Source organism: Rhodococcoides corynebacterioides NBRC 14404, from assembly GCF_001894765.1.
Taxonomy (GTDB): domain Bacteria; phylum Actinomycetota; class Actinomycetes; order Mycobacteriales; family Mycobacteriaceae; genus Rhodococcoides; species Rhodococcoides corynebacterioides.
Map to the genome: position 1 here is coordinate 99,368 of NZ_BCWV01000003.1, position 25,009 is coordinate 124,376.

26 protein-coding genes are annotated in these 25,009 nt (G+C 70.4%); 6 read left to right on the top strand and 20 right to left on the bottom strand.

Annotated elements, in window-relative coordinates; genetic code table 11:
- Window positions 1-61 precede the first annotated feature (61 nt).
- Genes RC2_RS05930 through RC2_RS05970 form a run of 9 tightly spaced genes read right to left on the bottom strand, consistent with a single transcriptional unit; the run spans window position 62 to window position 9,402 of the window.
- Window positions 62-1,249, bottom strand: a complete 1,188-nt coding sequence (locus RC2_RS05930) for a CaiB/BaiF CoA transferase family protein (RefSeq protein ID WP_072681190.1) — start codon at window positions 1,247-1,249, stop codon at window positions 62-64.
- The gene (locus RC2_RS05935) at window positions 1,246-2,712 is read right to left on the bottom strand and encodes a dihydroorotase (RefSeq protein ID WP_068144140.1); all 1,467 of its coding nucleotides are present in this window, start codon (window positions 2,710-2,712) and stop codon (window positions 1,246-1,248) included. The genes RC2_RS05930 and RC2_RS05935 overlap by 4 nt, the downstream gene beginning before the upstream one ends.
- Window positions 2,709-4,094, bottom strand: coding sequence for an FAD-dependent oxidoreductase (locus tag RC2_RS05940; protein ID WP_068144142.1), 1,386 nt, complete (start codon window positions 4,092-4,094; stop codon window positions 2,709-2,711). Before RC2_RS05940 ends, RC2_RS05935 begins: the two co-directional genes overlap by 4 nt.
- Window positions 4,091-4,723, bottom strand: a complete 633-nt coding sequence (locus RC2_RS05945) for a hypothetical protein (RefSeq protein ID WP_068144145.1) — start codon at window positions 4,721-4,723, stop codon at window positions 4,091-4,093. Before RC2_RS05945 ends, RC2_RS05940 begins: the two co-directional genes overlap by 4 nt.
- A 15-nt stretch (window positions 4,724-4,738) precedes the next feature.
- Window positions 4,739-5,443: an ABC transporter ATP-binding protein gene (locus RC2_RS05950; RefSeq protein ID WP_068144147.1), complete on the bottom strand. Its 705-nt coding sequence runs from the start codon at window positions 5,441-5,443 to the stop codon at window positions 4,739-4,741.
- Entirely contained in the window at window positions 5,440-6,159 is a 720-nt protein-coding gene (locus RC2_RS05955; protein ID WP_174552301.1) for an ABC transporter ATP-binding protein, read from the bottom strand. Before RC2_RS05955 ends, RC2_RS05950 begins: the two co-directional genes overlap by 4 nt.
- On the bottom strand, window positions 6,156-7,202 hold the full coding sequence (locus RC2_RS05960) for a branched-chain amino acid ABC transporter permease (protein WP_068144149.1): 1,047 nt from the start codon (window positions 7,200-7,202) through the stop codon (window positions 6,156-6,158). Before RC2_RS05960 ends, RC2_RS05955 begins: the two co-directional genes overlap by 4 nt.
- Window positions 7,199-8,185, bottom strand: coding sequence for a branched-chain amino acid ABC transporter permease (locus RC2_RS05965; RefSeq protein WP_082895304.1), 987 nt, complete (start codon window positions 8,183-8,185; stop codon window positions 7,199-7,201). Before RC2_RS05965 ends, RC2_RS05960 begins: the two co-directional genes overlap by 4 nt.
- On the bottom strand, window positions 8,182-9,402 hold the full coding sequence (locus RC2_RS05970) for an ABC transporter substrate-binding protein (RefSeq protein WP_068144151.1): 1,221 nt from the start codon (window positions 9,400-9,402) through the stop codon (window positions 8,182-8,184). Before RC2_RS05970 ends, RC2_RS05965 begins: the two co-directional genes overlap by 4 nt.
- 287 nt (window positions 9,403-9,689) lie before the next feature.
- Between RC2_RS05970 and RC2_RS05975 the strand changes: the two genes are divergently transcribed.
- Together RC2_RS05975 and RC2_RS05980 are read left to right on the top strand one after the other, a co-directional pair.
- The gene (locus RC2_RS05975) at window positions 9,690-10,481 is read left to right on the top strand and encodes an IclR family transcriptional regulator (protein ID WP_068144154.1); all 792 of its coding nucleotides are present in this window, start codon (window positions 9,690-9,692) and stop codon (window positions 10,479-10,481) included.
- Complete coding sequence (locus RC2_RS05980) at window positions 10,478-11,311, top strand: HpcH/HpaI aldolase/citrate lyase family protein (RefSeq protein ID WP_082895305.1); 834 nt, start codon at window positions 10,478-10,480, stop codon at window positions 11,309-11,311. The genes RC2_RS05975 and RC2_RS05980 overlap by 4 nt, the downstream gene beginning before the upstream one ends.
- 40 nt (window positions 11,312-11,351) lie before the next feature.
- Here RC2_RS05980 and RC2_RS05985 read toward each other — a convergent pair whose 3' ends face one another.
- Window positions 11,352-12,764, bottom strand: a complete 1,413-nt coding sequence (locus tag RC2_RS05985) for an MmgE/PrpD family protein (RefSeq protein ID WP_068144157.1) — start codon at window positions 12,762-12,764, stop codon at window positions 11,352-11,354.
- Entirely contained in the window at window positions 12,761-13,573 is an 813-nt protein-coding gene (locus RC2_RS05990) for a cyclase family protein (RefSeq protein ID WP_068144160.1), read from the bottom strand. Before RC2_RS05990 ends, RC2_RS05985 begins: the two co-directional genes overlap by 4 nt.
- A gap of 145 nt (window positions 13,574-13,718) precedes the next feature.
- Between RC2_RS05990 and RC2_RS05995 the strand changes: the two genes are divergently transcribed.
- Window positions 13,719-15,068: an MmgE/PrpD family protein gene (locus RC2_RS05995; protein WP_083529660.1), complete on the top strand. Its 1,350-nt coding sequence runs from the start codon at window positions 13,719-13,721 to the stop codon at window positions 15,066-15,068.
- 178 nt (window positions 15,069-15,246) lie between these two features.
- Window positions 15,247-15,828 (top strand): excalibur calcium-binding domain-containing protein, encoded by a 582-nt coding sequence (locus tag RC2_RS19190; RefSeq protein ID WP_068144164.1) that lies wholly within the window; start codon window positions 15,247-15,249, stop codon window positions 15,826-15,828.
- 20 nt (window positions 15,829-15,848) lie between these two features.
- On the opposite strand, the gene RC2_RS06005 is transcribed toward RC2_RS19190, so the two are convergent.
- Window positions 15,849-16,961, bottom strand: coding sequence for a hypothetical protein (locus RC2_RS06005; RefSeq protein WP_139277299.1), 1,113 nt, complete (start codon window positions 16,959-16,961; stop codon window positions 15,849-15,851).
- A 105-nt stretch (window positions 16,962-17,066) separates the two neighbouring features.
- Window positions 17,067-17,504: a hypothetical protein gene (locus RC2_RS06010; RefSeq protein WP_068144166.1), complete on the bottom strand. Its 438-nt coding sequence runs from the start codon at window positions 17,502-17,504 to the stop codon at window positions 17,067-17,069.
- Between the two features lie 95 nt (window positions 17,505-17,599).
- On the opposite strand from RC2_RS06010, the gene RC2_RS06015 reads away from it, so the two are divergent.
- Window positions 17,600-18,109, top strand: coding sequence for a hypothetical protein (locus RC2_RS06015; RefSeq protein ID WP_072681192.1), 510 nt, complete (start codon window positions 17,600-17,602; stop codon window positions 18,107-18,109).
- Window positions 18,110-18,113: 4 nt separating this feature from the next.
- On the opposite strand, the gene RC2_RS06020 is transcribed toward RC2_RS06015, so the two are convergent.
- From RC2_RS06020 to RC2_RS06040, 5 genes are all read right to left on the bottom strand, one after another.
- A complete protein-coding gene (locus tag RC2_RS06020; RefSeq protein WP_068144174.1) occupies window positions 18,114-18,353 on the bottom strand; it encodes a hypothetical protein in 240 nt (79 codons plus the stop codon).
- Window positions 18,350-19,615 (bottom strand): WXG100-like domain-containing protein, encoded by a 1,266-nt coding sequence (locus RC2_RS06025; RefSeq protein ID WP_068144177.1) that lies wholly within the window; start codon window positions 19,613-19,615, stop codon window positions 18,350-18,352. The genes RC2_RS06020 and RC2_RS06025 overlap by 4 nt, the downstream gene beginning before the upstream one ends.
- Window positions 19,615-19,908 carry a WXG100 family type VII secretion target gene (locus tag RC2_RS06030; RefSeq protein ID WP_068144191.1) on the bottom strand — a complete coding sequence of 98 codons (294 nt, stop codon included), beginning with the start codon at window positions 19,906-19,908 and terminating at the stop codon, window positions 19,615-19,617. Before RC2_RS06030 ends, RC2_RS06025 begins: the two co-directional genes overlap by 1 nt.
- Entirely contained in the window at window positions 19,905-20,198 is a 294-nt protein-coding gene (locus RC2_RS06035) for a WXG100 family type VII secretion target (RefSeq protein ID WP_068144193.1), read from the bottom strand. Before RC2_RS06035 ends, RC2_RS06030 begins: the two co-directional genes overlap by 4 nt.
- Window positions 20,199-20,399: 201 nt before the next feature.
- A complete protein-coding gene (locus RC2_RS06040; RefSeq protein WP_068144196.1) occupies window positions 20,400-21,110 on the bottom strand; it encodes a CsbD family protein in 711 nt (236 codons plus the stop codon).
- 174 nt (window positions 21,111-21,284) lie between these two features.
- Here RC2_RS06040 and RC2_RS06045 point away from each other — a divergent pair, with 174 nt between their 5' ends.
- Entirely contained in the window at window positions 21,285-22,385 is a 1,101-nt protein-coding gene (locus RC2_RS06045) for a hypothetical protein (RefSeq protein WP_068144199.1), read from the top strand.
- A 110-nt stretch (window positions 22,386-22,495) separates the two neighbouring features.
- Here the strand turns inward: RC2_RS06045 and RC2_RS06050 are convergent, their stop codons facing one another.
- Window positions 22,496-23,854, bottom strand: a complete 1,359-nt coding sequence (locus RC2_RS06050) for an ABC transporter substrate-binding protein (RefSeq protein ID WP_068150037.1) — start codon at window positions 23,852-23,854, stop codon at window positions 22,496-22,498.
- Window positions 23,851-25,008, bottom strand: a complete 1,158-nt coding sequence (locus RC2_RS06055; RefSeq protein ID WP_082895601.1) for a branched-chain amino acid ABC transporter permease — start codon at window positions 25,006-25,008, stop codon at window positions 23,851-23,853. Before RC2_RS06055 ends, RC2_RS06050 begins: the two co-directional genes overlap by 4 nt.
- Window position 25,009: the final 1 nt, after the last annotated feature.

Below are 25,009 nucleotides of genomic sequence, written 5' to 3' on the forward strand. Positions count from 1 at the left end.
GGTCCACGGCGGTCCGACGGCAACGGCCGGGGGCGGGGGTCACCGCAACCGGGGACGGGGGTCAGACCGCCCCGACCTCCCGGAGCCGAGCGATGTCCTCGGCGGAGTAACCGGACTCGGCGAGAATCCCGTCCGTGTCCGCCCCGTGCCCGCGTCCGGTGTGCCGGATGCTGCCGGGGCTCTCCCCCATGCGCCACATGACGTTCTGCATGCGCACGGGTCCCAGGTCTTCGTCCTCGACGGTGGTGACCATCTCGATGGCGGTGACCTGGGGGTCGTCGAGCAGTTCCGACGGCTTGTAGACCGGGGCGACCGCGGCGCCCGCGTCCTCGAACGCCGCGATCACCTCGTCCCGCGTGCGCTCCCCGATCCACCCGCCGACGTAGTCGTCGAGCAGGTCGGCGTGCGCGGCCCGTTGGCGGCCGGTGGCGAACCACGGCTCGTCGAGCACCTCGGGATGTCCGACGAGGCGCAGCACGCGCTCGGCGATGGAGTTCGCACTGGTGGAGATGGCCAGCCAGTGACCGTCCTTGGTGCGGTACAGATTGCGGGGCGCGTTGTTGCTGGACCGGTTGCCGGTGCGCTCCTGATCGATGCCGAGCTGGTCGGCGTAGATCACGCCCGGCCCGACCGCGGTCATGATGGGGCTGAGCAGGTCCAGGTCGATCTCCTGACCGCGACCGGTCTTGTGCCGGTGCAGCAACGCCATCGACACCGCGGACGATCCGGCGATCCCCGCGAGGGAATCGGCCAGACCGAAGGCGGGCAGGGTGGGCGGACCGTCGGCTTCGCCGGTGAGGTGGGCGAACCCGCTCATCGACTCCACCAGGGTGCCGAACGCCGGCCGCGTCGAGTACGGCCCGGTCTGGCCGAAACCGGTGACCCGCAACAGGATCAGGCCGGGGTTGATGGCCGACAGCACGTCGTACCCCAGCCCCCACCGCTCGAACGTGCCCGGCCGGAAGTTCTCGACCACCACGTCGACGTCGGCGACGAGCCGCTTGAACACCTCGGCGCCGTCCGGGTTGCCGAGGTTCAGGGTCAGCCCACGCTTGTTGCGGCTGACCATGGTCCACCACAGCGGGTGCCCGTCCTTGTCCAGGCCGTGGCCGCGCATCCCGTCCGGCTTGGTGGGGTGCTCGATCTTGACGACGTCGGCACCGAAGTCCCCGAGGATCTGCGCGACCAGCGGCCCGGCCAGGATGGTCGAGACGTCGAGGACGCGGATCCCCTCGAGCGGACCCGTCACTTGTAGGGCCGGTGCAGGTAGCGGCCGGCCGGGGCGCCGGAGACGGCGCCGTCGGCCAGGACCCGCTGTCCGCGGACGAACGTGTCGGTCACCTTGGCGCCGAGCTCGAAGCCCTCGAACGGCGTGTACTCCTGGGTGGACTCGGAATCCTCCGGACGCACGGTCCAGGTGTGGTCCGGATCGACGAGAGCGAGGTCGGCGTCCATGCCCACGGCGATCGAGCCCTTGCCCGGAAGTCCGTAGCGCTCCGCCGGATTGAGCGAGGTGAGCTCGGCGATGCGACGCCAGCTCAGGCCGCGCTTGCGACCCTCGCTGACCAGACCGGGCAGCAGGTACTCGGCACCGCCGAAGCCCGACTTGGCCGCGAAGATGTCGCCGCGATCCTCCGCGAACTTCTTCTCGTCCTTGCAGCAGGCGTGGTCGCTGACGACCCAGTCCACGTCGCCGGCGATGAGGTGCTCCCACAGGGCCTCGACGTCCTCGCGCGGGCGCAGCGGCGGGTTGACCTTGCCGCCGAGTCCGTAGGCCGTGTCGATGTCCGCGAGCAGGTGCCCGATGGTGACCTCGCGCCGGAAGTTCACGTGCGGGAACGCCTTCGCCATCCGCATCGCGGCGGTGAGCGCCTTGCGCGAGGACAGGTGCAGCAGGTTGATGTTCGGCAGCTGCGTCTCGTCGGCGAGGAACGACGCGATGGTGACGGCCAGACCTTCGGAGTGCGGCGGGCGCGACGCGCTGTAGGCGGCGAGGCCGGTGAGCGTGCCCTCCTCCTCCACCATCTTGGTGTAGGCGCTCATGATCTCGGCGGTCTCGCAGTGCAGCGAGAGCGAGATGTGATCGGCCATCTCCGGAAGCTGTTCGCGGGCAGCCTGAATGCCGCGCATGACGAATTCGAAGTGCGCCAGGTCGTACCGCTCGCCCTCGGGGGTCATGAGGAACTCGCTCTGGTCGGTGGACCGGCCGTGCAGACCGTGGCTGCCGTAGAACATGAAGATCTTGAACGACGTGACACCGTGATCGGTGATGAGCGAGGGGATCTCGCCGATGTGCTCCTTCGACATCGGTGCGAGGTGGTACGCGTAGTCGACGTACGGACGGCCCTCGGTGGCCTCGAGCACCGTGGGGAAGACGTCCGCGTAGGACCCACCGGTGTTCATGTAGTACTGCCCGGTGCGCATGTAGGACAGCGAGGTGGTGACGCCGCCCTGCACACAGGCCCGCGATTCGGTCTCGGCGTCCTCGCCCAGCGGGTTGTAGATGCCCCAGTGCTGATGTGCGTCGACCACTCCGGGGAAGGCGACCTTGCCCGCAGCATCGATGACGGTGTCGGCCCCCGACGGATCGATACCGGCAGCGATCTGCGTGAACTTGCCGTCCTCGATCAGCAGATCGAGGAACTCCCCCTCCTCGGGGTTGTCCGCACCGGGACGAACGACGCGGGCGTTGGTGATGAGCAGTGTCGTCATGACGAGGTCCTTTGCATATCGAGAGAATCGGCCGCAGCGTCCGCGGCCAGGAAGGACAATCCGAGGGCGGGCAACAAGCCGTTGCCCGCGAGGTAACCCGAGGCGCCGTGACCGGAGATGCCCATGGCGGCACCACCGGCGGCGAAGAGACCGTCGATCGGCGAGCCGTCGGTGCGCAGAACGCGCGCCCGGCCGTCGACCACCAAGCCACCCTGGGTGTGGAAGAGCGCCGGCACGATGGCGACGGCCGCGTACGGTCCGGCCATCTCGTGCTCGAACGATGTGCGCCCGAACGGATCCGAGCTCTCACCGCGAGCGTAGCGACCGACCGCGGCCAGCTCGTCGACGACCGCGTCGACCGGCAGGCCGGTGGCGGCAGCGACGCCGGCGGCGTCGTCGGCCCAGACCGCAGCACCGGACTCGACGGTCTGCCGGAAGTCCGTGAACGCCAGGCACCGATCGTGGATCTCCCGATCGATGATCAGCCAGCCCTCCGACCCCGGACGGGCCGCGAGGTGCGCTGCGTACTCCGAGTACCCGGTGGTCTCGTCACCGAACCGGCGACCCGTGGTGTCGAGCACGACGCCGCCGTGCATCACCGTCGCCCAGCCGACCAGCGTCGCCGCCTTCTTCGACAGGGCCGCGTGGCCCTGGTAGGCGTCGAGGAACCGGGCCTCCGCGCCGAGGCGCGTGCCGATGGCGAGCGCGTCGCCCGTCGAGTACTCGCTGCCGTGATAGACGGCCGACGCGATCTCGGGAGCGTGCTCGGCGACGGCCGCCCGGTCCGCCCCGTACCCGTTGGTGGCCAACAGGACTGCGGGCGTCGGGATCTCGTCCGTGGTGCCGTCGGGCAACGTCACCACGACGGCGCTCACCCGTCCGTCCTCGGTGCGGACGTCGGTGACCCGCGCGGGGGCGTAGACGTCGATGTTCGGGTGCTCGGCGACGGCTCGGGTCAGGTGATCGAGCAGCACGCTGCCGTGCCGGCCCTCGACGGTGTGGCAGCGCAGCGCGGAGTGACCGGGGTAGGCGAAATCGGTGACCAGCGACAGCGGGATGTCGAGGTGATCGGCCATCCATTCCACCAGGGGCGCACTGACGTCGGCGAGGGCGGTCGCCAGCCCGACGTCCGCGGTCCCCTTGGTCTTGCGGACCACGTCCTCGACGAAACGTGACGGGGAGTCCTCGACCCCCGCCGCACGCTGCCAGCGCGACCCCGCACCCGGGATCATCGCCGTCGACATCGCGGTGTTGTTGCCGCGCTTGGCATGTTCGCTCGCCTCGACCACCACGACGTCGAGACCCCGCTCCGCCGCGCGGAGCGCCCCGACGAGGCCACCGCCCGCACCGGCGACCACCAGGTCCGGGCCGTGCTCGCTCACGCCGCGACCTCGAGGTCGGCCCGCAGTGCCAACAAGCGCAGCGCGGTGGCCGTGGGATCGACCACGACGGGGTCGGTGCGCCGTTCGGCGAGGTCCACCGCCGAACACGCGTTGATAGCGACGGAGGACGTGAGGGACGGCGCGTAGCGAGCGACGGCTGCGGTCCAGGCGTGCGAGTCCGCGATGTCGTCGAAGGACAGGTTCATGACCGTCGTCGGCTCCGCGGTGATGCCGTAGCCGGCCAGGCGGCGATCGAGTTCCGCGGCGATGGCGTCGTTGCGCGCCAACGCCCCGACGCGGTGTCCCTGGGAGGCGTAGAACGACGCCGTCAGCCGCGTCAGCCCGTACAGCGGACGCGCGAAATCCCCGGCCTGCTCGGCGCAGGGATCGAGAACACAATCCGGCAGGAAGCCGTCGTACCCGGTGGGGTCGGCCGCCGCGAAGGCGGCCGCGACGGCATCCTCCGATGCCCGGACGTCGACCTCGGTGTCGAGGGCACGCGGGGCGTCGGGGCCGAGGTCATGCAGATCGACGACGAGTCCGGTGGGACTCAGGGCGTCGTACCGTGCCTGCCGACGGGCCAGTTCGGCGTCGTCGACATGGACGGGAGTGAAAGCGAGCACACGCACGAGGGTCTCCTGTGGTCAGATGCCGAGATACGCGGACTTGACGCGATCGTCGTGGGCGAGTTCCGTTCCGGTGCCCGTGAGCACGATCGACCCGCTCTCGATGACGTAGGCGCGATCGGAGATCGCCAGGGCCTGCGCGGCATTCTGTTCGACGATGAGGACGGTGACTCCGTCGTCACGAATGCGCACGATGGCCTCGAGCACCTCGGCGGCGAGCTTGGGCGCAAGGCCCACCGACGGCTCGTCGAGCGTGAGCACGCGGGGCTGAGACATCATGGCCCGGCCGATGGCGAGCATCTGCTGCTGGCCGCCGGACATGGTGTCCGCCCGCTGGTTCCGCCGCTCGGCGAGGATCGGGAAGAGCTCGTACACGCGGTCGAGCGACTCCTTCGTCGCGCCGCGCTTGCGGGTGTAGGCGCCCATCTCGAGGTTCTCGGAGACGGGCAGGCTGCCGAACAGCGCACGGTCCTGAGCGACGTGCACCAGGCCCGATCGCACGATGCGATCCGCCCGGCGACCGCAGATGTCCTCGCCGTCGAGCATCACCCGACCACGATGCGGCGCCACGAGTCCCGAGAGCGCCCGCAGCGTCGTCGTCTTGCCGGCGCCGTTGGCCCCGATGAGGGAGACGATCTCGTTCTTCTCGAGGTGCATGGTGACCCCGTGCAGGATCTCGAGCCGCCGGTAACCGGCGTGCAGATCGTCGATCTCGAGCATCATGCGGTCTCCTCGCCCAGGTAGGCCTCGACGACGCGCGGATCCTCGACGACGGTGCGCGGGTCACCGGAGGTGAGCACGGCACCCTCGTGCATGACGACGAGTCGTTCGGACAGCGCCATCACGGCCGCCATGATGTGCTCGACGAAGAGCACGGTCTGCCCCGCGGTGTGCAGGGATCGGAGCAGGTCGATCATCGGAGCACGTTCGGCGGGAACGAGTCCCGCGAGAACCTCGTCGAGCAGCACGACACGCGGCTCCATCGCGAGGGCGCGGGCGAGTTCGAGTCGCTTGAGGCCGGCCGTGGACATCGTCGAGACGACGCCGCCCACCTGATCGGACAGCTGCACCCGATCGAGCACCTCGAGCGCATGCCGACGGGCGTCCTTGCGCGACTTGCGCACCGACAGCGCGGCGATGGTGACGTTCTCGAGCACGGTCATCGACTCGAACGGACGCATCAGCTGGAACGTGCGAACCAGACCGGCGCGCGCGGTGCGGTCGGCCGGCCAGCCCGTGATGTCCGTGCCGTCGAAGATCACCCGTCCCGACGTGGGCGGCTGCTCGCCGGACAGCAGCGAGAAGAGCGTGGTCTTGCCGGCGCCGTTGGGGCCGATGATGCCGAGGAACTCCCGATCGGCGACGTCGAGGTCGACGTCACGGACCGCGTGCAGTCCGGAGAAGGACTTGCTGAGCCCTTCGACGCTGAGGACGCTCACTTGCGCCACCTCTCTCGCACGGTGCCGAAGATGCCCTTCGGCAGGAAGATCACGATGAGGATCAGGATCACGGAGTACACCGCGACATCGAGACCGATGGAGCCCTGCAGGAATTCGAGGAACGCCGGCGGGCGGCGGAGGATCTCGTTGATCACCTCGGACAGCGGACCGATGACAGCCGCGCCGAGCACCGGGCCCCAGATGGTGCCGATACCGCCGATGACCGCGGGCACGATGGCCTCGACCGAGACCGCCGAGCCGAAGGCCTGCTCCGGGCCGACGAAGAAGTAGTACTGCACGTAGTACACCCCGGCGACGGCGGTGAGGGCGCAGCTGGCGGCGACGGCGACGAGCCGATACTTCATGGTGTCGATGCCCAACGACGCTGCGGCCGTGGCGTCGTCACGAATCGCCTGGACGTACTGACCCGCCCGCGACCGGACGTAGAAGATCGTGCCGAGGACGGCCAGCGCGAGGATCACCAACGGGATCCACAGGTAGTTGGCGCTGCCCTTCTCGAACTGCAGCATCGACCACGAATCCCGCGGCAGGATCGGCACGTTGAATCCCTCGGTCTTGTTGAAGACCTCGAGGTTCTGTACGAGCAGCAGGAACATCTGCGCGAACGCGAACGTGGCGAGAGCGAAGTACGAGCCGGCCAATCGGTACCGCAGGCACAGGTACGCGATGGTGGTACCGACGGCGGCGGAGATCACGGCGGCGACGATCATCGACAACCACGGCGAGATGCCGTGCTCCACCAGCAGATAGGCCCCCGTGTAGGCGCCGATGCCGAAGAACGCGGCGTGACCGAAGCTGAACATGCCGCCGAAGCCGCTCATGATGTTCCAGCCGACGGCCATGATCGCGAAGATCAGCGTGCGGACGGCGACCGTCTGCGCCTGCTCGCCGAGCAGGAACGGCAGCAGCGCGACCACGACGAAACCGATGACGAGCGTGAGCAACTGGCGAGTCAGCCAGGTGTCCTTCAGTCGCGGGTCCGCCGTGGTGGCCGACTCCGCGGTGGGTGCGGTGGTGGTCATCGACGTCCTCCGTACAGACCTTCGGGCTTGAGGAAGAGCACCATCACGAACACGGCGAACACCAGGATCAGCGACCCGGTGCCCGGCAGGTAGAGCGCACCGACGGTCTGCACCAGACCGATGATCAACCCGCCGACCATGGCGCCGACGATGCTGCCGAGACCGCCGAGCACGACGATGACGAACGCGAGGATGGTGAACTGCTCACCGACCGAGGGGGTCAGCGAGGTGAAGGGCGTCATGAGCCCACCGGCGACGGCGACGCACGCGGCGCCGATACCGAAGGTCAGGGCGTAGACGCGGCCGATGTCGACTCCGACGAGCTTGGCGCCCTCCGAGTTCGACGCCACGGCGCGGATGGACAGTCCCAGCTTGGTGCGGTCGAGCACGGCCTTGAGCGCGACGGCCACGACGGCGGCACCGAGAAACGCGATGACGCGCGGCCACGAGGCGACCGTGCCGAGGATGGAGAGCGAGCCGTCGACCGGCGCCGCCACGGCCTTCGGCCGACCGCCGAACACCATCAGCAGGACGTTGATGATGAGCAGGGACAACCCGAGGGTGACCAGCAGCGGTCCCTCGTGGCTGCCGCCGATCGTGAGCTTGGTCAGCAACGTCGCCTGGACGACCATGCCGAACAGGAACATCACCGGCACGGCCAGGATCGTGGCCAGGTAGACCGGCAAACCGGCCGTCGACAACGCGTAGACGATGTACATCGCCAGCGTCAGCATGGCGCCCTGCGCGAAGTTCACGATGCCGAGCACACCGAAGATGAGCGTCAACCCGACCGAGATCAGCGCGTAGACGCCGCCGAGCAGCAGACCGGAGACGATGGCCTGGCCGACCAGGCCCTGGTCCTTGCCGCCGACGAAGAACACGACGGCGAGGACGATCACGACGGCGCCGGCCACCGGGACACCGGGGTCGAGCCTGCGGCGGGACGTCGTCGTGGCCTCGGTGTCCGCCGCGGCGACGGTCACTGCCCGCCGCCCGCGGGGAACTGGATCTGCTCCTGCGCGAACTCTTCGGGGAACACCTGGGTGACCGCGCCGTCGCGTACCTGCATGACGATGACGGCGGCGTTGCTGTTCTGGCCGGTCTCGTCGAACGTGATGGGGCCGGAGAACGCGAGCAGCGGCTCGTCGATCGAGACGCCGGAGATGGCTTCCCGCAACGCTTCCGGATCGGCGTCGGCACCGTCCTCGAGGCCGGCGGCGATCACCTCGACCGCCTGGTAGGACAGCATGGCCGCGGTCTCCATGGGACGACCGAACTTCTCCTGGAAGCGCGACCGGATCTCGGTCACCCGGTCGTCGGTGGCGTCGAAGTGGTAGTTGGCCGACAGCACACCCTCACCGGCGGGACCCGCCGCGCCGGGGAACGAGCTGTCGTCGAAGGCGCCGTTGGCGATGCCGTAGAGGCCCTTGACGTTCACGTTCAACTGCTGCACGGCGTTGGCGATCAGCAGGCCGTCCGGGTAGTACCCGGTGGCGACGATGACGTCGGGGTTGGAGACGGCCGCCTCGCGCACCTGCGTGGTGGCGTCGGAGAAGTTGGTGGCCGGGTAGGTGATCTCCTGCACCGACGAGATGCCCTGGTTCGCGGCTTCCTTCTCGAAGGCGTCGAAGACACTGTCGCCGAACGAGCCCTCGATGTGGAGATAGGAGACGCGGTCGATGGCCTGGCCGGTCTGCTCCTCGATGGCGGCCAGCGCCTTCGCGCCGTCCGTCCCCATCGACGACGCGTTGGGCTGGATGCGGAACGTGTACTGGTAGCCCTGGTCGAGGATCTTGTCGTCGACAGCGACGTCGATGACCAGCGGCACGCGAGAGCGCTCGGCGACCGAGGCGACGTTCTGCGTGACGTCGGACTGGTAGGTGCCGACCAACGCGACCGCGCCGTCGTCGATCAGCCGCTGCGCTTCGCTCTGTCCGACTTCGGCTTTGCCCTGGCTGTCACCGGAGACCAGCTCGAGGGTGCGTCCGTCCATCGAGGAGATACCGCCCGCCGCGTTGATGTCCTCGACGGCCATCGCGGCGCCGTCGTTCATCAGTCCGCCCACACCGGCGAGCGCACCGGTGGTGGGGTGCACGGAGCCGATCTTGATCGGTCCCGATCCGTCCGACCCGGACGACGATCCGCACGCGGCGGTGCCGACGAGGGCGACCGCTGCCACAACGCCTACGACTTTTCTCATGATTGGATCTGCCTTTCGCGCCCGAATGGGGGCGTCGAGTCCGAGGTGACCGACAGGCCATGCGACTGGCTCTGTGTTCCGCTCAGCGCACCACGTGATGGTGACCACTGCGCACTGCGATCGAGTATTGCACGGGCTTTGGGGCGAGAACAGGTCTTTTCATGACTTTCTTGTTACGAGTATGGTTCGCTCAGCGGAACGCAGGTCAGCGGCCGTCGTCAGTGTGTGTGCCGTGTGTGCCAGTGGATGCCGCGCCTGCAGCGCCCGACTGTGGAAGGTTTGAATTCATGCCCGTCTCTCCCCCGATCGCGACCACCGAGCCGTCCGCCGGTACCGAATCGGCCGATCGAGTCGCCGACGTGTTGATCGCCTTCGCGCAGTCGGACACGCCGCTCGGCGTCTCCGAGCTCGCTCGTCGGCTGTCGCTGAGCAAGGCCGTCGTGCATCGCATCCTGCAGTCCCTCTCCTCGCGAGCACTGGTCCAGCCGGTCCACGGCGACACCACCTATTCGCTCGGACCCGCCGCCATCGGCCTGGGCACCAAGGCGTGGAGCCAGTTGGACGTGCGCACCGTCGCCGCCCCCGTGCTGCGACGCCTGCGTGATCGGACTCGGGAGACGGCCACCCTGTCCGTGCTGGTCGGACACCGGCGCGTCTACCTCGACCAGTACGAGAGCCCACAGGAGGTGAAGATGGTGGTCGAGATCGGACCGCAGTACCCGCTGCACTCCGGCGCGTCGAGTCGCGCGATCCTCGCCTTCCTGCCCGAGCACTTCGTCGGCGAAGCGACCCAGGAACTGCGTGTCGCCCGGCCCGACGCCGACCTCGACGCGTTCCTGGCCTCACTCGACGAACTCCGCACCCTGGGCTACGGCACCTCGATCAACGAGCGCAACACCGGCGCCGCGTCCATCGCCGCCCCCTTCTTCGACTCGGCCGGCCACGTGATCGGCTCGGTCAGCTCGTCCGGCCCGGCGTTCCGCTACTCCTCCACCGCCGACGACGATCACGCCGCCCACGCCGCGCTGGTCGTATCGGCAGCCGAGGACATCACGCGCGGACTGGCGGGACCGGCATGATCGACGCGCGCTCGTTCCTCTACGTCCCGGCGGTCAAGCCGACTCTCTTCGACAAGGCCGCGAGCGGACCCGCCGACGCGATCATCCTCGACCTCGAGGACGCGGTTCCCCTGCAGCACAAGGACACCGCGCGCCGTGACGTGGCGGCGTGGCTCGACGGCCGCACCGACGACTCGACGGCACAGGTCTGGATCCGCGTGAGCCCCGACTTCCTCGACGCCGACCTCGACGTCGCGGTGCATCCGTCGGTCACCGGCATCGTCGTCGCGAAATGCTCGCAGGACAGCCTCGAGCGCACGGTCGACGAGATCACCGACCGCGGTACCGACACCCTCGTGGTGGGGCTGATCGAAACCGCCGCTGCCCTGCGGCACCTGGACCGGTTGGCGACCGTGCCGAGGGTGGCGACCTTCGGCATCGGCGAGGTGGATCTGCTCGCGGACCTGCGCATCACCCGCAGCTCGGGAACGCAGCACGTCGTCGACGCGCTACGTCTCGACGTCGTGATCGGCTGTGCTGCCGCGGGTCTCGCGGCACCGATCGCCCCCACGTCGACGAACTTCCGCGATCTCGACGAGTTCGCCCGCACCACCGCGGCGTTCGTCGAACTCGGCTTCCGCGCGCGCACCGCGGTGCATCCGGGTCAGGTGTCGGTGATCAACGACGCGTTCACCCCGTCCGACGAGCAACTCGCCGGTGCCCGCCGCCTGGTGGACCTCTTCGATCGAGCAGCCGGCGGGCCCACCGTGGACGACGACGGCCGCTTCGTCGACGAGGCCGTGGTGCGCGGGGCGAGGGAACTCCTCGCCCGCGCGCACCGGCCGGCCTGACGGGGCGGCCTCGGCGCCTACCGACCGCGCGGGGCGCGCCTCAGCGCTTGACCGTCCGCAACGGCGCGAGCAGCGTCTCGACGCTGTCCAGCTCGCCGAGGGCGCGGCAGCGCTCCGCGAACTGCGTCGCCGTGTCCGCATCGAGCAGTGAGCCCACGTTCGCGGTGAACTTCGCCGTCACCTCGTCGAAGGAGAGCGGACGCTCCGGACCACCGCGTGTCGTGAGGACCTCCTCGACGACGGTCGAGCCGTCCCGCAGCTCGGCGGTGAGGATCGCGGGGAATTGGTACGGAAAGATGTTGTCGCAGGTGCTGTTCGGGACGACATCGACCTTCGCCATGATGGACCGGCGTTCCGGAGAGGTCGCCTTCTCGTCCGAGTAGTCGTCGAACGACGCGCCGAGTCCCCCACCGCCGAGCAGACCGACGGCCACCGCGTACGGCCCGGAGAATTGCGCCATGTAGCCCGTCTCGGGGGCGCGCTTGACCTCGATGGGCTCACCGATCGTGCGCAGATTGGCGGCCGGGACACCGAGCTCGAGGCGCGTGATGTCGTCGGGACCGAGTCCCCGTGCGCGCAGCGCGGCGGCGGCGTCGACGGCCGCATGGGTGAAATGGTTGGCCGGGTAGGGCTTGACGAACAACGACGGCGCCGCCCAGGTCTCGCCGAGTCCCTCGGTGATCTCCGCGGCCCGCGGGGCGTCGTGCAGCCACGCCTGGAAGAAGCCGAACCGGCCCTCCAGCACGGTCGGCGGTCCGGTGAGACCGTGGCGAGCGAGGCCCGCCGCGGACACCGCGGCGTGCGCGGCCCAGCCGCAGTGCAGCCGTTTGACGGTGCCGCCCGTGCGGTTGGCCTCGATGATGCCGGCGGCCATCGACGCGGCGATACCCAGCGTGTCGACGATTCGGTCGGCGTCCGCGCCCGCGATCACGGCGGCGGCGACTGCGCCGCCCATGGCCCCGCAGATCGACGTCGCGTGCTGGCCGTGCTCGAAGAACACCGAGTTGCGAGTGGCGGGATCGAACCCGGCCATCCCCAGCCGCACGCACACCTCGAGGCCGAGCGCGATGCCGCGCACCAGGTCTCGGCCGTGCGCGCCGTGCTGCTGTGCCGCGGCCAGCGCCGCCGGGATCACGCTCGCGCTCGGGTGGAGCACGGAGGGCAGATGGGTGTCGTCGAAATCCAGGGAGTGCGCGAGGACGCCGTTGACGAACGCCGCCAACGCCGGCGACAGGTTCTCCGGCACACCGACGGCGGAGGCCACCGGCGTCCCGCCTTCCTCGCGCGCCCAGGCGACCGCCGCGGCGCTCGTATCGAGTTGCGTGGCGGCGACGGCGATGCCGAGGGTGTCGAGCACCCGGACTCCCACGCTGTCGACGACGTCGGTCGGCAGATCGTCGTACGTCGTGCGGTCGGCGAACCGGGCGAGGGCGTAGGCAAGAGTGTCGGTCATGCGGACACCACCGCGAGCGGGCGCACGGGAGAGCCGGTGGCACCGAAGATGTTGAGCGGCACCAGGACGAACGTGAACTCGTGGACCGCCTCGGCGGCCAACTGCTCGAGGTCGAGGGCCTCGATGATGTAGATCCCGCTCTCGACCAACAGAACGCGGTGGGCCGGGAGCAGGCCGTGGCCCTTGCCGGGCGCCAGTCGCTCGAACGCGATCGTGTCCGCGCCCGCAGCGTGAATGCGGCGCTCTGCCAACCAGATCGCACCGGCCTCGCTCACCCCGGGCACGCCCGACGGACCGCCCACGTAGGGCTGGCCCTGCTCGAACAGCTGCGACCACCCACTGCGGATCAGCACGACGTCGCCCGGTTCGATGGCGACGCCCTGACGAGCCACCGTCGCGTCCAGGTCGGCGACCGTGATCTCGTACCCGCCGTCGAGCCGTTCCACCCCGAGGGTCGCCGGAACGTCCAGCAGCACACCGCGACACACCATCGGGGCGATCGTGTGCACGCCGTGCTCGACGTACTTGCCGCCGATGCAGGAATCGGTCGCGTCGGCGTCGCCGTGCAGCCGCCCGTCCTGGGAGACGTGAGCCAGCGCGTCGATGTGGGTGCCCACGTGCGTTCCGGTGGTGATCATGTCGTTCGCGGCGCTGCCGCCGTCGGCCCGCACCATGTCGCCGTGGCGCCGTGGCAGCGTGTGCCAGAACTGCGGGTGGTTCGGCGACTGCGGCATGCCGACGCGCAGTTGGCGTCCGAGATCGACATGCCGCACCCCCGCCGTGACCGCCTCGAGAAGCCTGTCCGCCATACCCGTCTCCTGTGTGTCGTTCCGCTGAGCGAACCTGTCCCGTTCGAGTCGGACCGGCGCGCGTCGTGTGGTGACGACGCTAGCAGGCGTGTTGACGCTCTGCGGGTGGGTTGACCACCTTCGTCCGGTCGCGTTCACTCCCGTTATGCCCGAAGTGCCGTCGTTTCGCTTAGCGGAACGCACTCGCAATGCCGTCCATACCCTCGTCGTCGACGCCCTGACCGCCGCCGAGGCCCGCGGCCCGTCCCGCATCGAGACCGTGCTCGTCGACCTTTGGGGAGTCGGCGTCGCCGGCGCCCGCACGCCCGAGGTCGCTGCCCTGATGGCGTCCCGCCGTCGCGACCCGGGGCCGTGGCGCACCGTCGGGGGCAAGGCCACCGGATCCGCCGACACCGTTGCTCTGCTCGACGCCGTGGCGTCGTGCTGCCTCGAACTCGACGAGGGGAACAAGCACGCCGCCGGCCACCCCGCGGCGCACGTCGTGCCCGCCGCCGTCGCCGCCGCGCGTCTCGCGGACGAACCGGTCACGGGTGCCACGTTCCTCACCGCCGTCGTCGCCGGCTACGAGGTGGCCACCCGGTTCGGCCACGCGCTCGACCGCGACCCGCGCTGGCACACCCACGGCCACTGGGGCGCAACCGGAGCCGCCATGGCCGCCGCCGTCGTGTGGGGTCTGAGCGCCGACCGCACGGCCGCCGCGGTGGACGCCTCGACCTCCCTCGTCTCGATCGCTCCGTGGGAGGTGGTGCTGCAGGGGCAGTTCGGCCGAAACCTCTGGATGGGCAACGCTGTTCGTGCCGGTCTCGACGCCGCACGCCTGGCCGAGGCCGGACTGGTGGACAACGTCGGCATCGCGTCGTCCACGCTCGGTGGGGTGGTGGGGACCCTGCACCCGGAGCGGCTCGCCGTCGAGCCGGGCGTGCTCTCCGTCGACCGCGGCTACGCCAAACGCCACGCCAGCTGTTCCTACACCCACGCCGCCGTGGACGTGGTGCAGCAACTCCGCCGCACCCACGACCTGTCCGCCGACGACGTCACCGCGGTGCGGGTGCGCATTCACGGACTGGCCGAGCCACTGTTCGGGCGCGCTCCGACGAGTCGCCTGCAGGCGATGTTCTCGCTCCCCGTCGTCGTCGCCGCAGCGCTGGTCTCCGACGAGATCGGCGTCGACTCCCTCGATCCCGACGGCGCCACGTTCGCGCGCGCGACGGCGGTGGTGGACCGGGTCGAGGTCGAGGTGGCCGACCACCTGACCGCGCTGCTCCCCGACCGCCGAGCCGTCGAAGTGGACCTGACGATGCGGTCCGGGGAGATGCTGGCCGCCGGCGCACCCAACCCTGTCGGCGACAGCGACCATTTTCCGCTCGACCGAGACGCCGTCGTCGCCAAGATCGCCGGGTTGGTCGGGGTCGCCGATGCGAGACGGGTCGTCGACGTGGTCGACGGGCTGGCCGGGGCCGCAAGCGTGGTGGAGGTGCTGCAGGGGCTGCCGTGACACTCCCTGCGGTGAGCAGGGTGTGCGGCTCGGCAGGCTCTGCGGCGGACACCCGTCTGCACCCGCACCGAGACGCGCGTTCTGCTCGGGGCCGCGTGCCGACCCATGCGGTCCGTAACGTTCGCCCCGTTTCGCACGACGTGTGCTGTGACCTGTCACGTCCGTAGTCGGAGATTCGATGCCCAGCTCGTACCCGCCCCCGTTCCAGCCGCCCGTCGTCGCCACGACGAAGAAGAAGAGCCGGAAGGGTCGCATCGGCATCGCCGCCGGCATTCTCGTCGGCCTGTCCGCGGTCGGGATGGCCATGGGCGGTGAGACCGAGCCCGTGGCCGCGAGCACCGAAACACCCATCACGACGACGGTTGCGCCGACCACCGCCGCACCGACCACCACCCGCACCACGACTGCGCCGACCACCACTCGGGCCACCACGACGGCGCCGACCACCACCACCGTCGCGCCCACCACCGAGACCGTGACCGTCTACGCCCCGCCGCCGACCGTGCAGACGCCGTACGTGGATCCGGACGTCGACCGCGCCTACGTTCCCGCGCCGGTTCCCGCCCCGGTGCCGTTCGTGGCGCCTGCTCCTGCGCCCGCTCCCTACGTCGCGCCCGCCCCGGCTGCGGCGGAGGAGTCGGCCTACTACAAGAACTGCTCGGCGGCCCGAGCCGCGGGCGCCGCGCCCGTGTACGCCGGTGATCCCGGATACGGCTCCCACCTGGACCGCGACGGGGACGGGGTGGGCTGCGAGAGCTGACCCCCCAGCTGCGGCGCGGGTCAGCGGACGGACTGCAACACCGCGACGGCGGGCTTGGCGAAGCCGTTGTTGCGGTAGACCCCGAAGTAGTTCTCCTTGTCGGGATCCACCGTGGTGAGGGCCGCGCGGTCGGTGGTCTCGTAGAAGAAGATCGGACCGGCCCAGGTGTAGGACAGGCGCAGGTCGACCGCTTGGCGATAGGCGGTGGCCTGGGCCTGCTCGGTGAGGCTGGGGTCGCCCGCGGTGGCGGCGCCGGCCTCGGTCATCACGATCAGCTTTCCGGCGTCACCGTTCTCGGTCATGATCGTGCGCGCGCTCTTCTGATAGATCGTGCCGTCGGGGTTCCGGAAGTCGATGCTCATCTGCGACCAGGCGTTCCAGTCCGCGACATCGTTGGGCAGAGCAGGTGCGGTGTACGGGTGCCAGCCGACGGCGTCGAACGACCCACCCGCCCCGAGGTCGTACATCTGATCGAGGTAGGTGAGGGGTGCGACCGCGTGCCCCTCCGGCGACTGCCCGGTGGTCCCCCACGGCGACAGTCCCGCCGCGACGACGGTGATGGGGTACGGCGTCGCCGCCTTCATGGCCGGATACGCCGCACGCAGGAGATCGACGTACCCCTGGACGTTGGGCTTTCCGGTGAGGGGATCCGCCCAGAACATCCAGAGGTTGGGCTCGTTCCAGACCTCGTAGGCCCGGATTCCCTGCGGCGAGTAGCGGGCGACGGTGGTGGCGGCGAACCGCGCGTAGGCGGCGGGGTCGGTCGGCGGAGTGCTGCCGTTCGTCGTGGTGCGAGCCCAGGGTGGCGTCTTCTGGATCAGCAGCAGGATCTTCAGTCCGCGGGCGCGCGCCGCAGCGACGGCGCCGTCGGGCCCGGCCCAGTTGTACGACGTCGGGCCGCCGTCCTGCACCCACCACCAGTCGATCTCGATCCGCACCCAGGCGGCGCCGGTGCCGGCGATGCGGGCGGCCTGGGCTCGCTGCACCGTCGACGACGCGCGGAAATCGATGCCGTTGAGCCCGATTCCCTGCCTGCCGACGTAGGAACTGGCGGCGGATGCGGGCGTGACCGTGAGCGTCATGAGCATCACCGCCAGCAGAAGAAGAATTCGTGTGACGACCGCACGGACCATGGTGACTCCCACCCGACGCGCGGGTGCGGGTGCACCCGACCATATGGAGTCACATCTGTAGCATAGGTCACATCAGTCACAGCAGTACCAACCGAACGGTACTGGCTACTTCGTGATCCTCGGAGCAAGCGCTGCCCACTCCCGCAGCGTCAGGAACGACGGGTTGGACTGCTGCGGCGACCGCAGCACCTCCAGGCCGGCCAGGTCCGCCGATGCGCGGCACTCGTCCGCGGTGACCGGGTGAGGCACAGCGGCGATGCGCGTGGGGACGTGCAGGCGACGGTCGGCGGGATCGATACCGACCGTCGGCGCTCCCGTCACCTCACCCACGCCCCACACCCCGCGCCCAGGACCGGCACCCCCACCGGCCGACACCCAGAGGACGATCGGATCGCCGTACGCCATCAGGGCCGTCCGATAGTTCGGCGCGACGCACCAATCCCCGCCGAGGTCCCCCGTCGCGATCATCGAGACGACGTCCGTCAGCCGCGGGTTCACCGTGATCAGCCAGGCGCCCAGATCCGCACGCGATACCGCAGCCATCGGCGCGCCCTCCGTTCCATGATGTGAGATCGACGTAACATTTCACTCGATCTTGGGTATAAGTCAGCGTCCGAACCCCGCACGGAAGACTCGACATGCCTGCTCACCGCCGCCCGACCAGCATCCGTCGACGCGTTCTGTGGGCCGCTGTCGCCGTCACGGCGGTAGCGCTCCCCGCGGCCGTCCTTCCGACGCTCGTCGACACTCAGTCTGCCGTGGCCGCGAGCGACGTCGCGCCCGCGCCGGCCGGTCGGCCCGCCCTGTTCGAGCCGTTCACCGCGCCCACCGCCCCCTCGGCGGCCACGCTGTCGGCGGTCGACGTCGCTGCACCCGCGTCGGCGGCGTCCGGATCGGATCCGGGCACCACCCTGACGCAGGTCCTGACCTCGGCCGGCTACCCAGCCGACCCCGACACCCTCGGATTCATCGACCGCACGGCCACCGACATCTGCCGAGACCTCGCCGTCGGTCGGGCCGGCATCGACGTGCTCGAGGACGTGTCCGGACGCACCGCGCCCCTCGGCTGGAGCGACGCGCAGTCCGACGGCCTGGTCTACATCGGTGTGGCGGCCGAATGCTCGGCCTACTCGCACCTGCTGCCCTGACAGCTCACCCGAGGGCCTGCACCGCACCGTCCCAGCCCGGCGGGGCGGGCGACGTCGACTGCCAGCGCGCACCCTCCGCGAGCCATCGCCGTCGCCACTCGTTCTCGGAGATGCCCCGATCGTCGTCGGTGACACCGAATTCGAAGCCACACGACGGGCACATCTCGTACGACGGACCCGCGTCCGTTCGAGGCGGCTCCGCGAGTTCGGGGTAGCGACAGACCGGGCAGACGAACGCGCTCATCGAGGAACTCCTGGTTGACGGTCCCAGTAGGCGGCACCGGACCCCGGTCGGAAGAAGGTCTTGGTGATGCCGTCGGGAGTGTAGGCGGCGAAGGTGTTCGTCGCCGGGTCGTACATGCGCAGGGTGCCGTCGGGCCCGATCTTCACCAGGCGCGACGGGTCGTCACGGAACCGGGCGGCGAGCTCGGCGTAGTCCCGAGCCGACCGTGCACCGACGTCGGCGCCGTGCCGCGCGAAGTGATCGTCCAGCGCGCGCGACGACGACCATCCCGGCGCCGCGGGCCGCGTCTGCCCCGGAACGACGTCGTCCCACCGCACCGGGACGCGGGTGGTCACCTCCTCCACGTCGTCGACGACGCGATCGAGGGTGGCCATCGCCGTCTCGTTGCGACGCATCCGCGCGAAGGCCCCGAGCGCGGCCACCACCGCGCGGACCCGCGACGCGGTGCGGGCGAACCGGCCGGCCGCCACCGCCGCACCCGCGGCTGCGGACAGCCCGGCCGAGACGAACGCCAACCCGATCCCGACGGCGACGGCCGCCGCCTCCTCGATCGCGAACTGCTCGATCAGGTCGCGGATCTGCGCCCGCGTGTCCGCGAGCCGGTCCGCGAAATCGCGACACAGGGCCGCGAGACCCGAGCACGCCCCGGCCGCCGCCTCGACCGCATTGAGAACACGACGCACGTCGTCCTGCATGGCGTCGATCTCGGGACTCGTCGACACGCGCAGCCCGTCGGCGACACCCAGCAGACGGCTCCGGACGTCGAGCAACTCGCGGCCGACCACGATCCAGGCCTCGGACGCCGCCCGCAACCGATCGGTGTCGCCGTTCGGACACGGCACACCCACCGCGTCGGCGATCTCGATCGCGCCCTGCAGACCGGGTCCCGAGTCCCCCACGGCGCTGGGCAGCAGCACGTCCTCGAGCGTGGTCGGCGTCCCGGCCGACAGGTCCGGCGGCGGCGCGGACGCCGCGATCGAGTCCGCCGTCGCGTGATTGACGGCGGACTGCTCGATCAGCACACCCAGGGACGACAGCGCCGACACCACGGTGCGCAGCGCACCCGACACCGCGGCGACGTCCTCGTCGTACGCCGTGCCCCACCGCCGACCGGCCTCGTCGCTGCCGGCCATTCCACCCCAGTCCGCCGCGCGGCGCTGCTGCGCGCGCACCGCGGTCGCCACCGTGTCCGCCTCGCCGTACATCGCGCGGGCGGCCGCGGTCAACGCGTCGGGTGCGAGATCGACGACGATCGGCGCCATCAGCGGGGCCCGAACATGCGCACGTTCGCCGCGACCGCAGCGGAATAGGCGGCATGGGCGGAGTGCGCCGCCTCGGCCATCGCGGCGAGACCGTCGGCCATCTCCCGCGCCCCGGCCGCGGCCGCGTCGTGTGACCGACGGTGCGCGGCCGCTGCCTCGCCGGTCCACACCACCTCGAGGTCGGCCACGCGCGCGTCGAGGTCGGCGCGGTGCCGATCCGTCGTGACCGCCACGGCCCGCAGCCGCGTGACGACCTCCAGGAGTGGATCGAGCTCCACCCGGAACGCGGTCATGTCAGCGCCAGCCGGGTCGCGGCGACGGTGTCCTCGTGCGCGTAGCCCGCGGCGGCGGTCTCGAGCGCGCGGGCCTGCTCACCGAGCGCGGCGACGACGCGTCGACCGCCCGCGTCCACCCGATCCCACCCTGCGGCGAACGCCGCCGCGGCGGCGCCGTGCCACCCGGCCGTCCCGGACCGGACGATCGCGGCCACGTCCGCGAGTTCCGACCCCAGCAGGTCCGCCGCGCTCGCGATTGCCCTGCTGGTGGCCCGAACGCCCTCCACCTCGACGTCGATGCGTTCCATCTCGCTCCCCCCGGTCGATGTTGCTGTCCGCTGGGTTGGACGACGGCGCCGGTCGAACGGTTCCGTTCACGTTGAAGCGGGGCGAGCACATCGGGTGGGATGTGCTCGCCCCGCTCCTCGTACGGTGCTCTCTCGGCGACCCGACGCGGCCCCCTCGCCCTCGCGGTTCCCGCGTCGGTCGTCGTGTCGAGAGGAGGATGGTCAGCGCTTGCGCGCCTGCTTCACCGTCTCGGCCAGATCGTGGCCGAAGCCCTGTGCGTTCTTGCGCGCCTTCTTCAGACGACGCTCGGCGACCCGGCGCGGGTCGTTGCGTCGGCGACGAACCACGACGAGCGCGACGACCGCGCCCACGACGGCGGCGATGACCGGGGCGCTGACCGCGCCGGCCTTGGCGACGTCCTTGGCATCGGCGTCGAAGTTCTTCACCGCGCCGGCGACCTCGTCGGCCGCGTGCTTGGCCTTGCCCGCTACCTGCGACGCCGCGTCCTGGGCGGTGTCGGCAGCCTTCTTGACGGCGTCGGGAGCGTCGGACTGCTTGACCTTGTCGGCGGCGTCGGAGACGGTCTTCTCCGCCTTGTCCGCGGCGTCCGAGGCCGTGTCCTTGGCCTTGTCCGCGGCGTCGGATGCCTTGTCCTGCGCCGCGTTCGCGGCCTGGTCGACCTTCTTCTCGGCCTTGTCCGCGACGTCGCCCGCCTTGTCGGCGAGGTCCTCGGCCTTGTCCTGTGCGGCGCCGGCCGCGTCCTTCGCGGCGTCGCCGGCCTTCTGTGCGGCCTGCTTGCCGTCGGCCTTGCTCTGCTGCGCCGCACCCTCGGTGCGCAGGCTGTCGTCGCCGGTGGCCTCGCCGACCTTCTTCTTCGCGGCGCCCGCGGCCTCCTCGGCCTTGCTCTGTGCCTTGTCGACGAAATCAGCCATGGTTCGCTCCTTTCGGCGCCGCCCGGTCCGGGCGCGCTCGGTGTCTGAGGTCAGTCGTACGAAGAACGCGGAAGCGCACGCCGTCGTCACATGATCTACGTCACACCCGTGCCGGTGCGCAGGGGGTCTCCACCGGTCCGTCGGCGTCGCCGGCTGCCCGTAAGGTCGTCACCCATGGGTGCACAGCGACCGTTGTCCCGCGGGCAGAAGCGCGCCGCCAAGTCCGCCGCCCGCCGTCGCAAACGCGGCGGCGCGCCGACACCGTCGACCATCGACAAGGCGCTCGGGCGGTTCTCCGACTGGCTCGACCAGGCCGAGGAGCCGGACACGGATCCGCGGGCCACCGTGCGGGTGATCGAGTCCCTGCTTCGCGAGTTGGACCGGGTGCGGCCGCAGTTCTCGGCGACGGGGTGGGTTCCGGACGACGCCCACCTGGTGCTCGACGCCGCGGAATCGGTGCTGGCGCAGGACACGGACGAGGCCGACGACGCCGCACTGCACCTGGTGTTCTCGGCGCTCACCTATCTGGCGTTCCTCGACGAGTCCGACCTCTGGAGCGGCACCGACGCCGACTTCGAGCACTGTATGGACGACCTGACGTCCTTCGTCGACTCCATGCCCGACACCCTCACCGCCGACGACGTGGAACTACCGGACGTGCCGGCCGAGGAGGAAGCGGCGGCCCTGGCGGACCTGCCGATGATCCCGCGGTGGGATGCGCTGATCGAGTGGTCTCGCAGCGGCGACGCCGTCAACGCGGCGACGGTGGGCGCGGCCCTGCGGGTGACCGTGCCGACCTCGACGTTCCAGGGGCCCGCGGACGTTCCCGAGATCGCCGACCTCTGGTCCGGGGCTCTGCTCGGCGGCCTGGTCACGGCCGTGAACGGCGTGGCCGCCCCGGGACCGCAGGCCGACGCGTTCACCGCGCGCGACGTGCCGGCGTTGCGGGCCGCCGTGGCGGGGTACGTGAGCTCGACTCTCTCCGCCGGCTCGGAGGTGGACGTCTCGGCGTCCGTCGCCGCGTCGTTCGTGGCCCAGACCGTGCTGGCGGCCATGACACCGGATCCGCCGGAGGGCAACCTCGACGAGGACTACGGCAGTCTCGAGGGCGAGGACCGCCGGACCGCCGAACTGGTGACCGCGCACCTGAAGTCCCTCGTCGACGACGGCCTGCTGGTCGACGGCGAGGTGGTGCTGGTGCCGCCGCAGCTGCAACACGCCGTGCGTGACGGGGTGGCGGAGGCCGACGTGTTCGGCAATCGCGATCTCGACTGAGCTCGCCCGACCGGGCCGCCGAGTGCGGCGGCCCGGCGTCGAGACACCGGGCCGCCACCACCTCAGCCCGCCACCACCTCAGCCCGCCACCACCTCAGCCCGCCACCACCTCAGCCCGCCGGCGGCGTGTCCGGAATCCCGCTCTCCGGCGGCGTCGCCCGCTCGCCGGTGTACTCCTCGACCGGGGCATCACCGATGTCGGTCACGAGCACCGGCGTCAGGTTCTCCGGCACACCGTTCCGGATGCGGTAGACGTTGGCCCCGGAGATGCCGAGATGGCTCTCGGGCGAATAGCGGAAGGGCGCGAGCTGCGGCCCCTCGAACGACTTGCCGTCCGATTGCAGTGCGCTGACGATCGATTCGCGGGTCGGGTTCTCCCCGGCGGCCTGCAACGCCTGCACGAACGCGTAGGCGTGACTCATGCCGTAGATGCGGTAGTTCGTCAGCGGCTCGTCCGTTCCGTTCTGCTCCCACACGCGCTGCCAGAGCTGGGTCCAGGGACTCTCCGCGTCGTCGGTGCCGTCGATGTACTGCAGCGAGAGAATGTTCTCCAGCGACGACGCGCCGTCGGTCACCGCTCCCTGCGAGAAGCGGCCCAGCAGGGAGCCGACGAGATCGACGTCGGACCCGATCGAGGAGTAGAACCACTCCGGCGTGTAGTTCAGACGACGCGAGACCAGCTGGCTCAGCGCCGTGTACGACGGCACGTTGAACCCGAGCACCAGGTCTGCACCGGATGCCTGCAATTGGGCGATCTGCGGTGCGACGTCGGTGTTACCGGACGTGTAGCGCGCGACGCCGACGATCCGGTCTCCGAGGTACTGGCGAACGGCCTCCTCGCTGTCGCGGCCCAGATCGTCGTCCTGGAGGAAGAGACCGACCTTCGCGTCGGGGCGGTTCTCGAGGACCCAGTCCCCGATGATCTTGCCCTCGACCTGGTAGTCCGGCTGCCATCCGAAGGTGTTGGGGTACTTCTCCGGATCGTTGCCCCACATGATCGCGCCCGACGAGGCGAAGAGGTCCGGCACGCCCTCCTCGTTGAGGAAGTCGATCACCGCGCTGTGCGTCGCCGTGCCGAGTCCACCCACCATCGCGAACACCTCGTCCTGGAGGACGAGTTCGTTGACCACCTGCGTCGTCGTGGTCGGGTCGTAGGAATCGTCACGCACCACGTACTCGATCTGCCGACCGTTCACCCCGCCGGCGGCGTTGACGAAGTCGAAGTACGCCTTGGCGCCGGTGGGGATCTCGCTGTAGCCCGGTGCCGCCACGCCGGTCAGCGGATAGTGGGCGCCGATCTTGACCGTCGTGTCGGTGATCCCGACGGTGGACCCTTCCGACGAGGTCTCGCCCTCCTCGCGGCCGCCGGCGCCGCAGGACACGGCCATCAGTGCGGCCGCCGCGAGTGCCGTGGACCGCAGGGCCCAGCGCCGCGGACCCGTTCTCCTCGGTTGCTTCTCGTGTGTCATCGCGTCCCTTCCTTCTCGGGGTCGTTCGGGTCGTGCGGGTCGGGGCCGGTCCGCGTGGCTCTGCTCAGCCGGTAGCGCAGGTAGCGCGTCCGCACGGTGCCGACCAGCCCGAGCGGAGCGAACAGGATCACCAGGACGGTGAAGATGCCCGTCACCAGGGGCGCCAGTTCGGCCGCCTGCAAGCTGGTCAGTCCACCGTCGAGGCCGAGGTTGGTGACCACGGGCGGGATGTACGTCAACAGCGCCGCGCCGAGCAGCGCACCGCTGAGGGTGCCCAGCCCGCCGATGACCACCGCCGAGAGCAACGTCAGCGACAGCACCAGCGTGAACCCACTGGGCGCGGCGATCCTCGACGCCATGGCCATCACCGCCCCGGCCGCACCGGCGCACGCGGCACTGACGACGAACGCCAGAATCCTGCTGCGCGCCAGGTCGATTCCCGCGATCTCCGCCGCGACGTCGTCGTCACGCACCGCGCGCCACTGGCGCCCGACGCGGCCGACCGAGAGGTTGGCGAGGACGACGAACACGACGACGAGCAGGAACCACGACACGTAGGCGACGAACTTGGTGGAGGTGAGCTCGTTCCCGGTGACGAAGTACGCGATGTCGTCGAGCGCGCGCGGCACGTCCGGGGACGGCACGATCAGTCCCTGTTCCCCGCCGAGGTACTCCGAGAAGTACAGCGCGAGGCCGGGAACGGCCACCGCCAGGGCGAGAGTCGCGCCGGCGAGGTACGGCCCGTGCAGCCGGGCCGCGGCCAGACCGACGACGACGCCGACCACCCCGGCCGTGACGGTCGCCGCCAGCAGCACCAGGGGAACGGACCATCCGGATGCGTTCGCGCGCAACATCAGTGCGGCGGTGTAGGCGCCGATGGCCATGAACGCCCCGTGGCCCAGGGACAACTGCCCGTTGAGCCCGGTGAGCACGGTCAGCCCGCCGGCCGCCACCGCCAGGTAGGCGACGGACGTGAGTTGGCTCTGGCGGAAGGTGCTCACGCTCTCGAGCACGAGGACGATCACGACGACGGCCAGCAGGGCCCCGAGCAGGTGCCGGCGCACCGGGGTGGCGACGAGGCGACCGAGGCGACCGAGGCGTCCGGTCTCCGCCGTCGAGGACGACGACGGGCGGGATCGGGTGGGTGCGCTCATG

Coding starts and splice junctions, on each gene's coding strand:
- RC2_RS05935 (WP_068144140.1), bottom strand. CDS start 2,712: ATGACGACACTGCTCATCACCAACGCCCGCGTCGTTCGTCCCGGTGCG.
- RC2_RS05950 (WP_068144147.1), bottom strand. CDS start 5,443: ATGATGCTCGAGATCGACGATCTGCACGCCGGTTACCGGCGGCTCGAG.
- RC2_RS05960 (WP_068144149.1), bottom strand. CDS start 7,202: ATGACCACCACCGCACCCACCGCGGAGTCGGCCACCACGGCGGACCCG.
- RC2_RS05970 (WP_068144151.1), bottom strand. CDS start 9,402: ATGAGAAAAGTCGTAGGCGTTGTGGCAGCGGTCGCCCTCGTCGGCACC.
- RC2_RS05975 (WP_068144154.1), top strand. CDS start 9,690: ATGCCCGTCTCTCCCCCGATCGCGACCACCGAGCCGTCCGCCGGTACC.
- RC2_RS05980 (WP_082895305.1), top strand. CDS start 10,478: ATGATCGACGCGCGCTCGTTCCTCTACGTCCCGGCGGTCAAGCCGACT.
- RC2_RS05985 (WP_068144157.1), bottom strand. CDS start 12,764: ATGACCGACACTCTTGCCTACGCCCTCGCCCGGTTCGCCGACCGCACG.
- RC2_RS05990 (WP_068144160.1), bottom strand. CDS start 13,573: ATGGCGGACAGGCTTCTCGAGGCGGTCACGGCGGGGGTGCGGCATGTC.
- RC2_RS05995 (WP_083529660.1), top strand. CDS start 13,719: ATGCCCGAAGTGCCGTCGTTTCGCTTAGCGGAACGCACTCGCAATGCC.
- RC2_RS19190 (WP_068144164.1), top strand. CDS start 15,247: ATGCCCAGCTCGTACCCGCCCCCGTTCCAGCCGCCCGTCGTCGCCACG.
- RC2_RS06005 (WP_139277299.1), bottom strand. CDS start 16,961: ATGGTCCGTGCGGTCGTCACACGAATTCTTCTTCTGCTGGCGGTGATG.
- RC2_RS06010 (WP_068144166.1), bottom strand. CDS start 17,504: ATGGCTGCGGTATCGCGTGCGGATCTGGGCGCCTGGCTGATCACGGTG.
- RC2_RS06015 (WP_072681192.1), top strand. CDS start 17,600: ATGCCTGCTCACCGCCGCCCGACCAGCATCCGTCGACGCGTTCTGTGG.
- RC2_RS06020 (WP_068144174.1), bottom strand. CDS start 18,353: ATGAGCGCGTTCGTCTGCCCGGTCTGTCGCTACCCCGAACTCGCGGAG.
- RC2_RS06025 (WP_068144177.1), bottom strand. CDS start 19,615: ATGGCGCCGATCGTCGTCGATCTCGCACCCGACGCGTTGACCGCGGCC.
- RC2_RS06030 (WP_068144191.1), bottom strand. CDS start 19,908: ATGACCGCGTTCCGGGTGGAGCTCGATCCACTCCTGGAGGTCGTCACG.
- RC2_RS06035 (WP_068144193.1), bottom strand. CDS start 20,198: ATGGAACGCATCGACGTCGAGGTGGAGGGCGTTCGGGCCACCAGCAGG.
- RC2_RS06040 (WP_068144196.1), bottom strand. CDS start 21,110: ATGGCTGATTTCGTCGACAAGGCACAGAGCAAGGCCGAGGAGGCCGCG.
- RC2_RS06045 (WP_068144199.1), top strand. CDS start 21,285: ATGGGTGCACAGCGACCGTTGTCCCGCGGGCAGAAGCGCGCCGCCAAG.
- RC2_RS06050 (WP_068150037.1), bottom strand. CDS start 23,854: ATGACACACGAGAAGCAACCGAGGAGAACGGGTCCGCGGCGCTGGGCC.
- RC2_RS06055 (WP_082895601.1), bottom strand. CDS start 25,008: ATGAGCGCACCCACCCGATCCCGCCCGTCGTCGTCCTCGACGGCGGAG.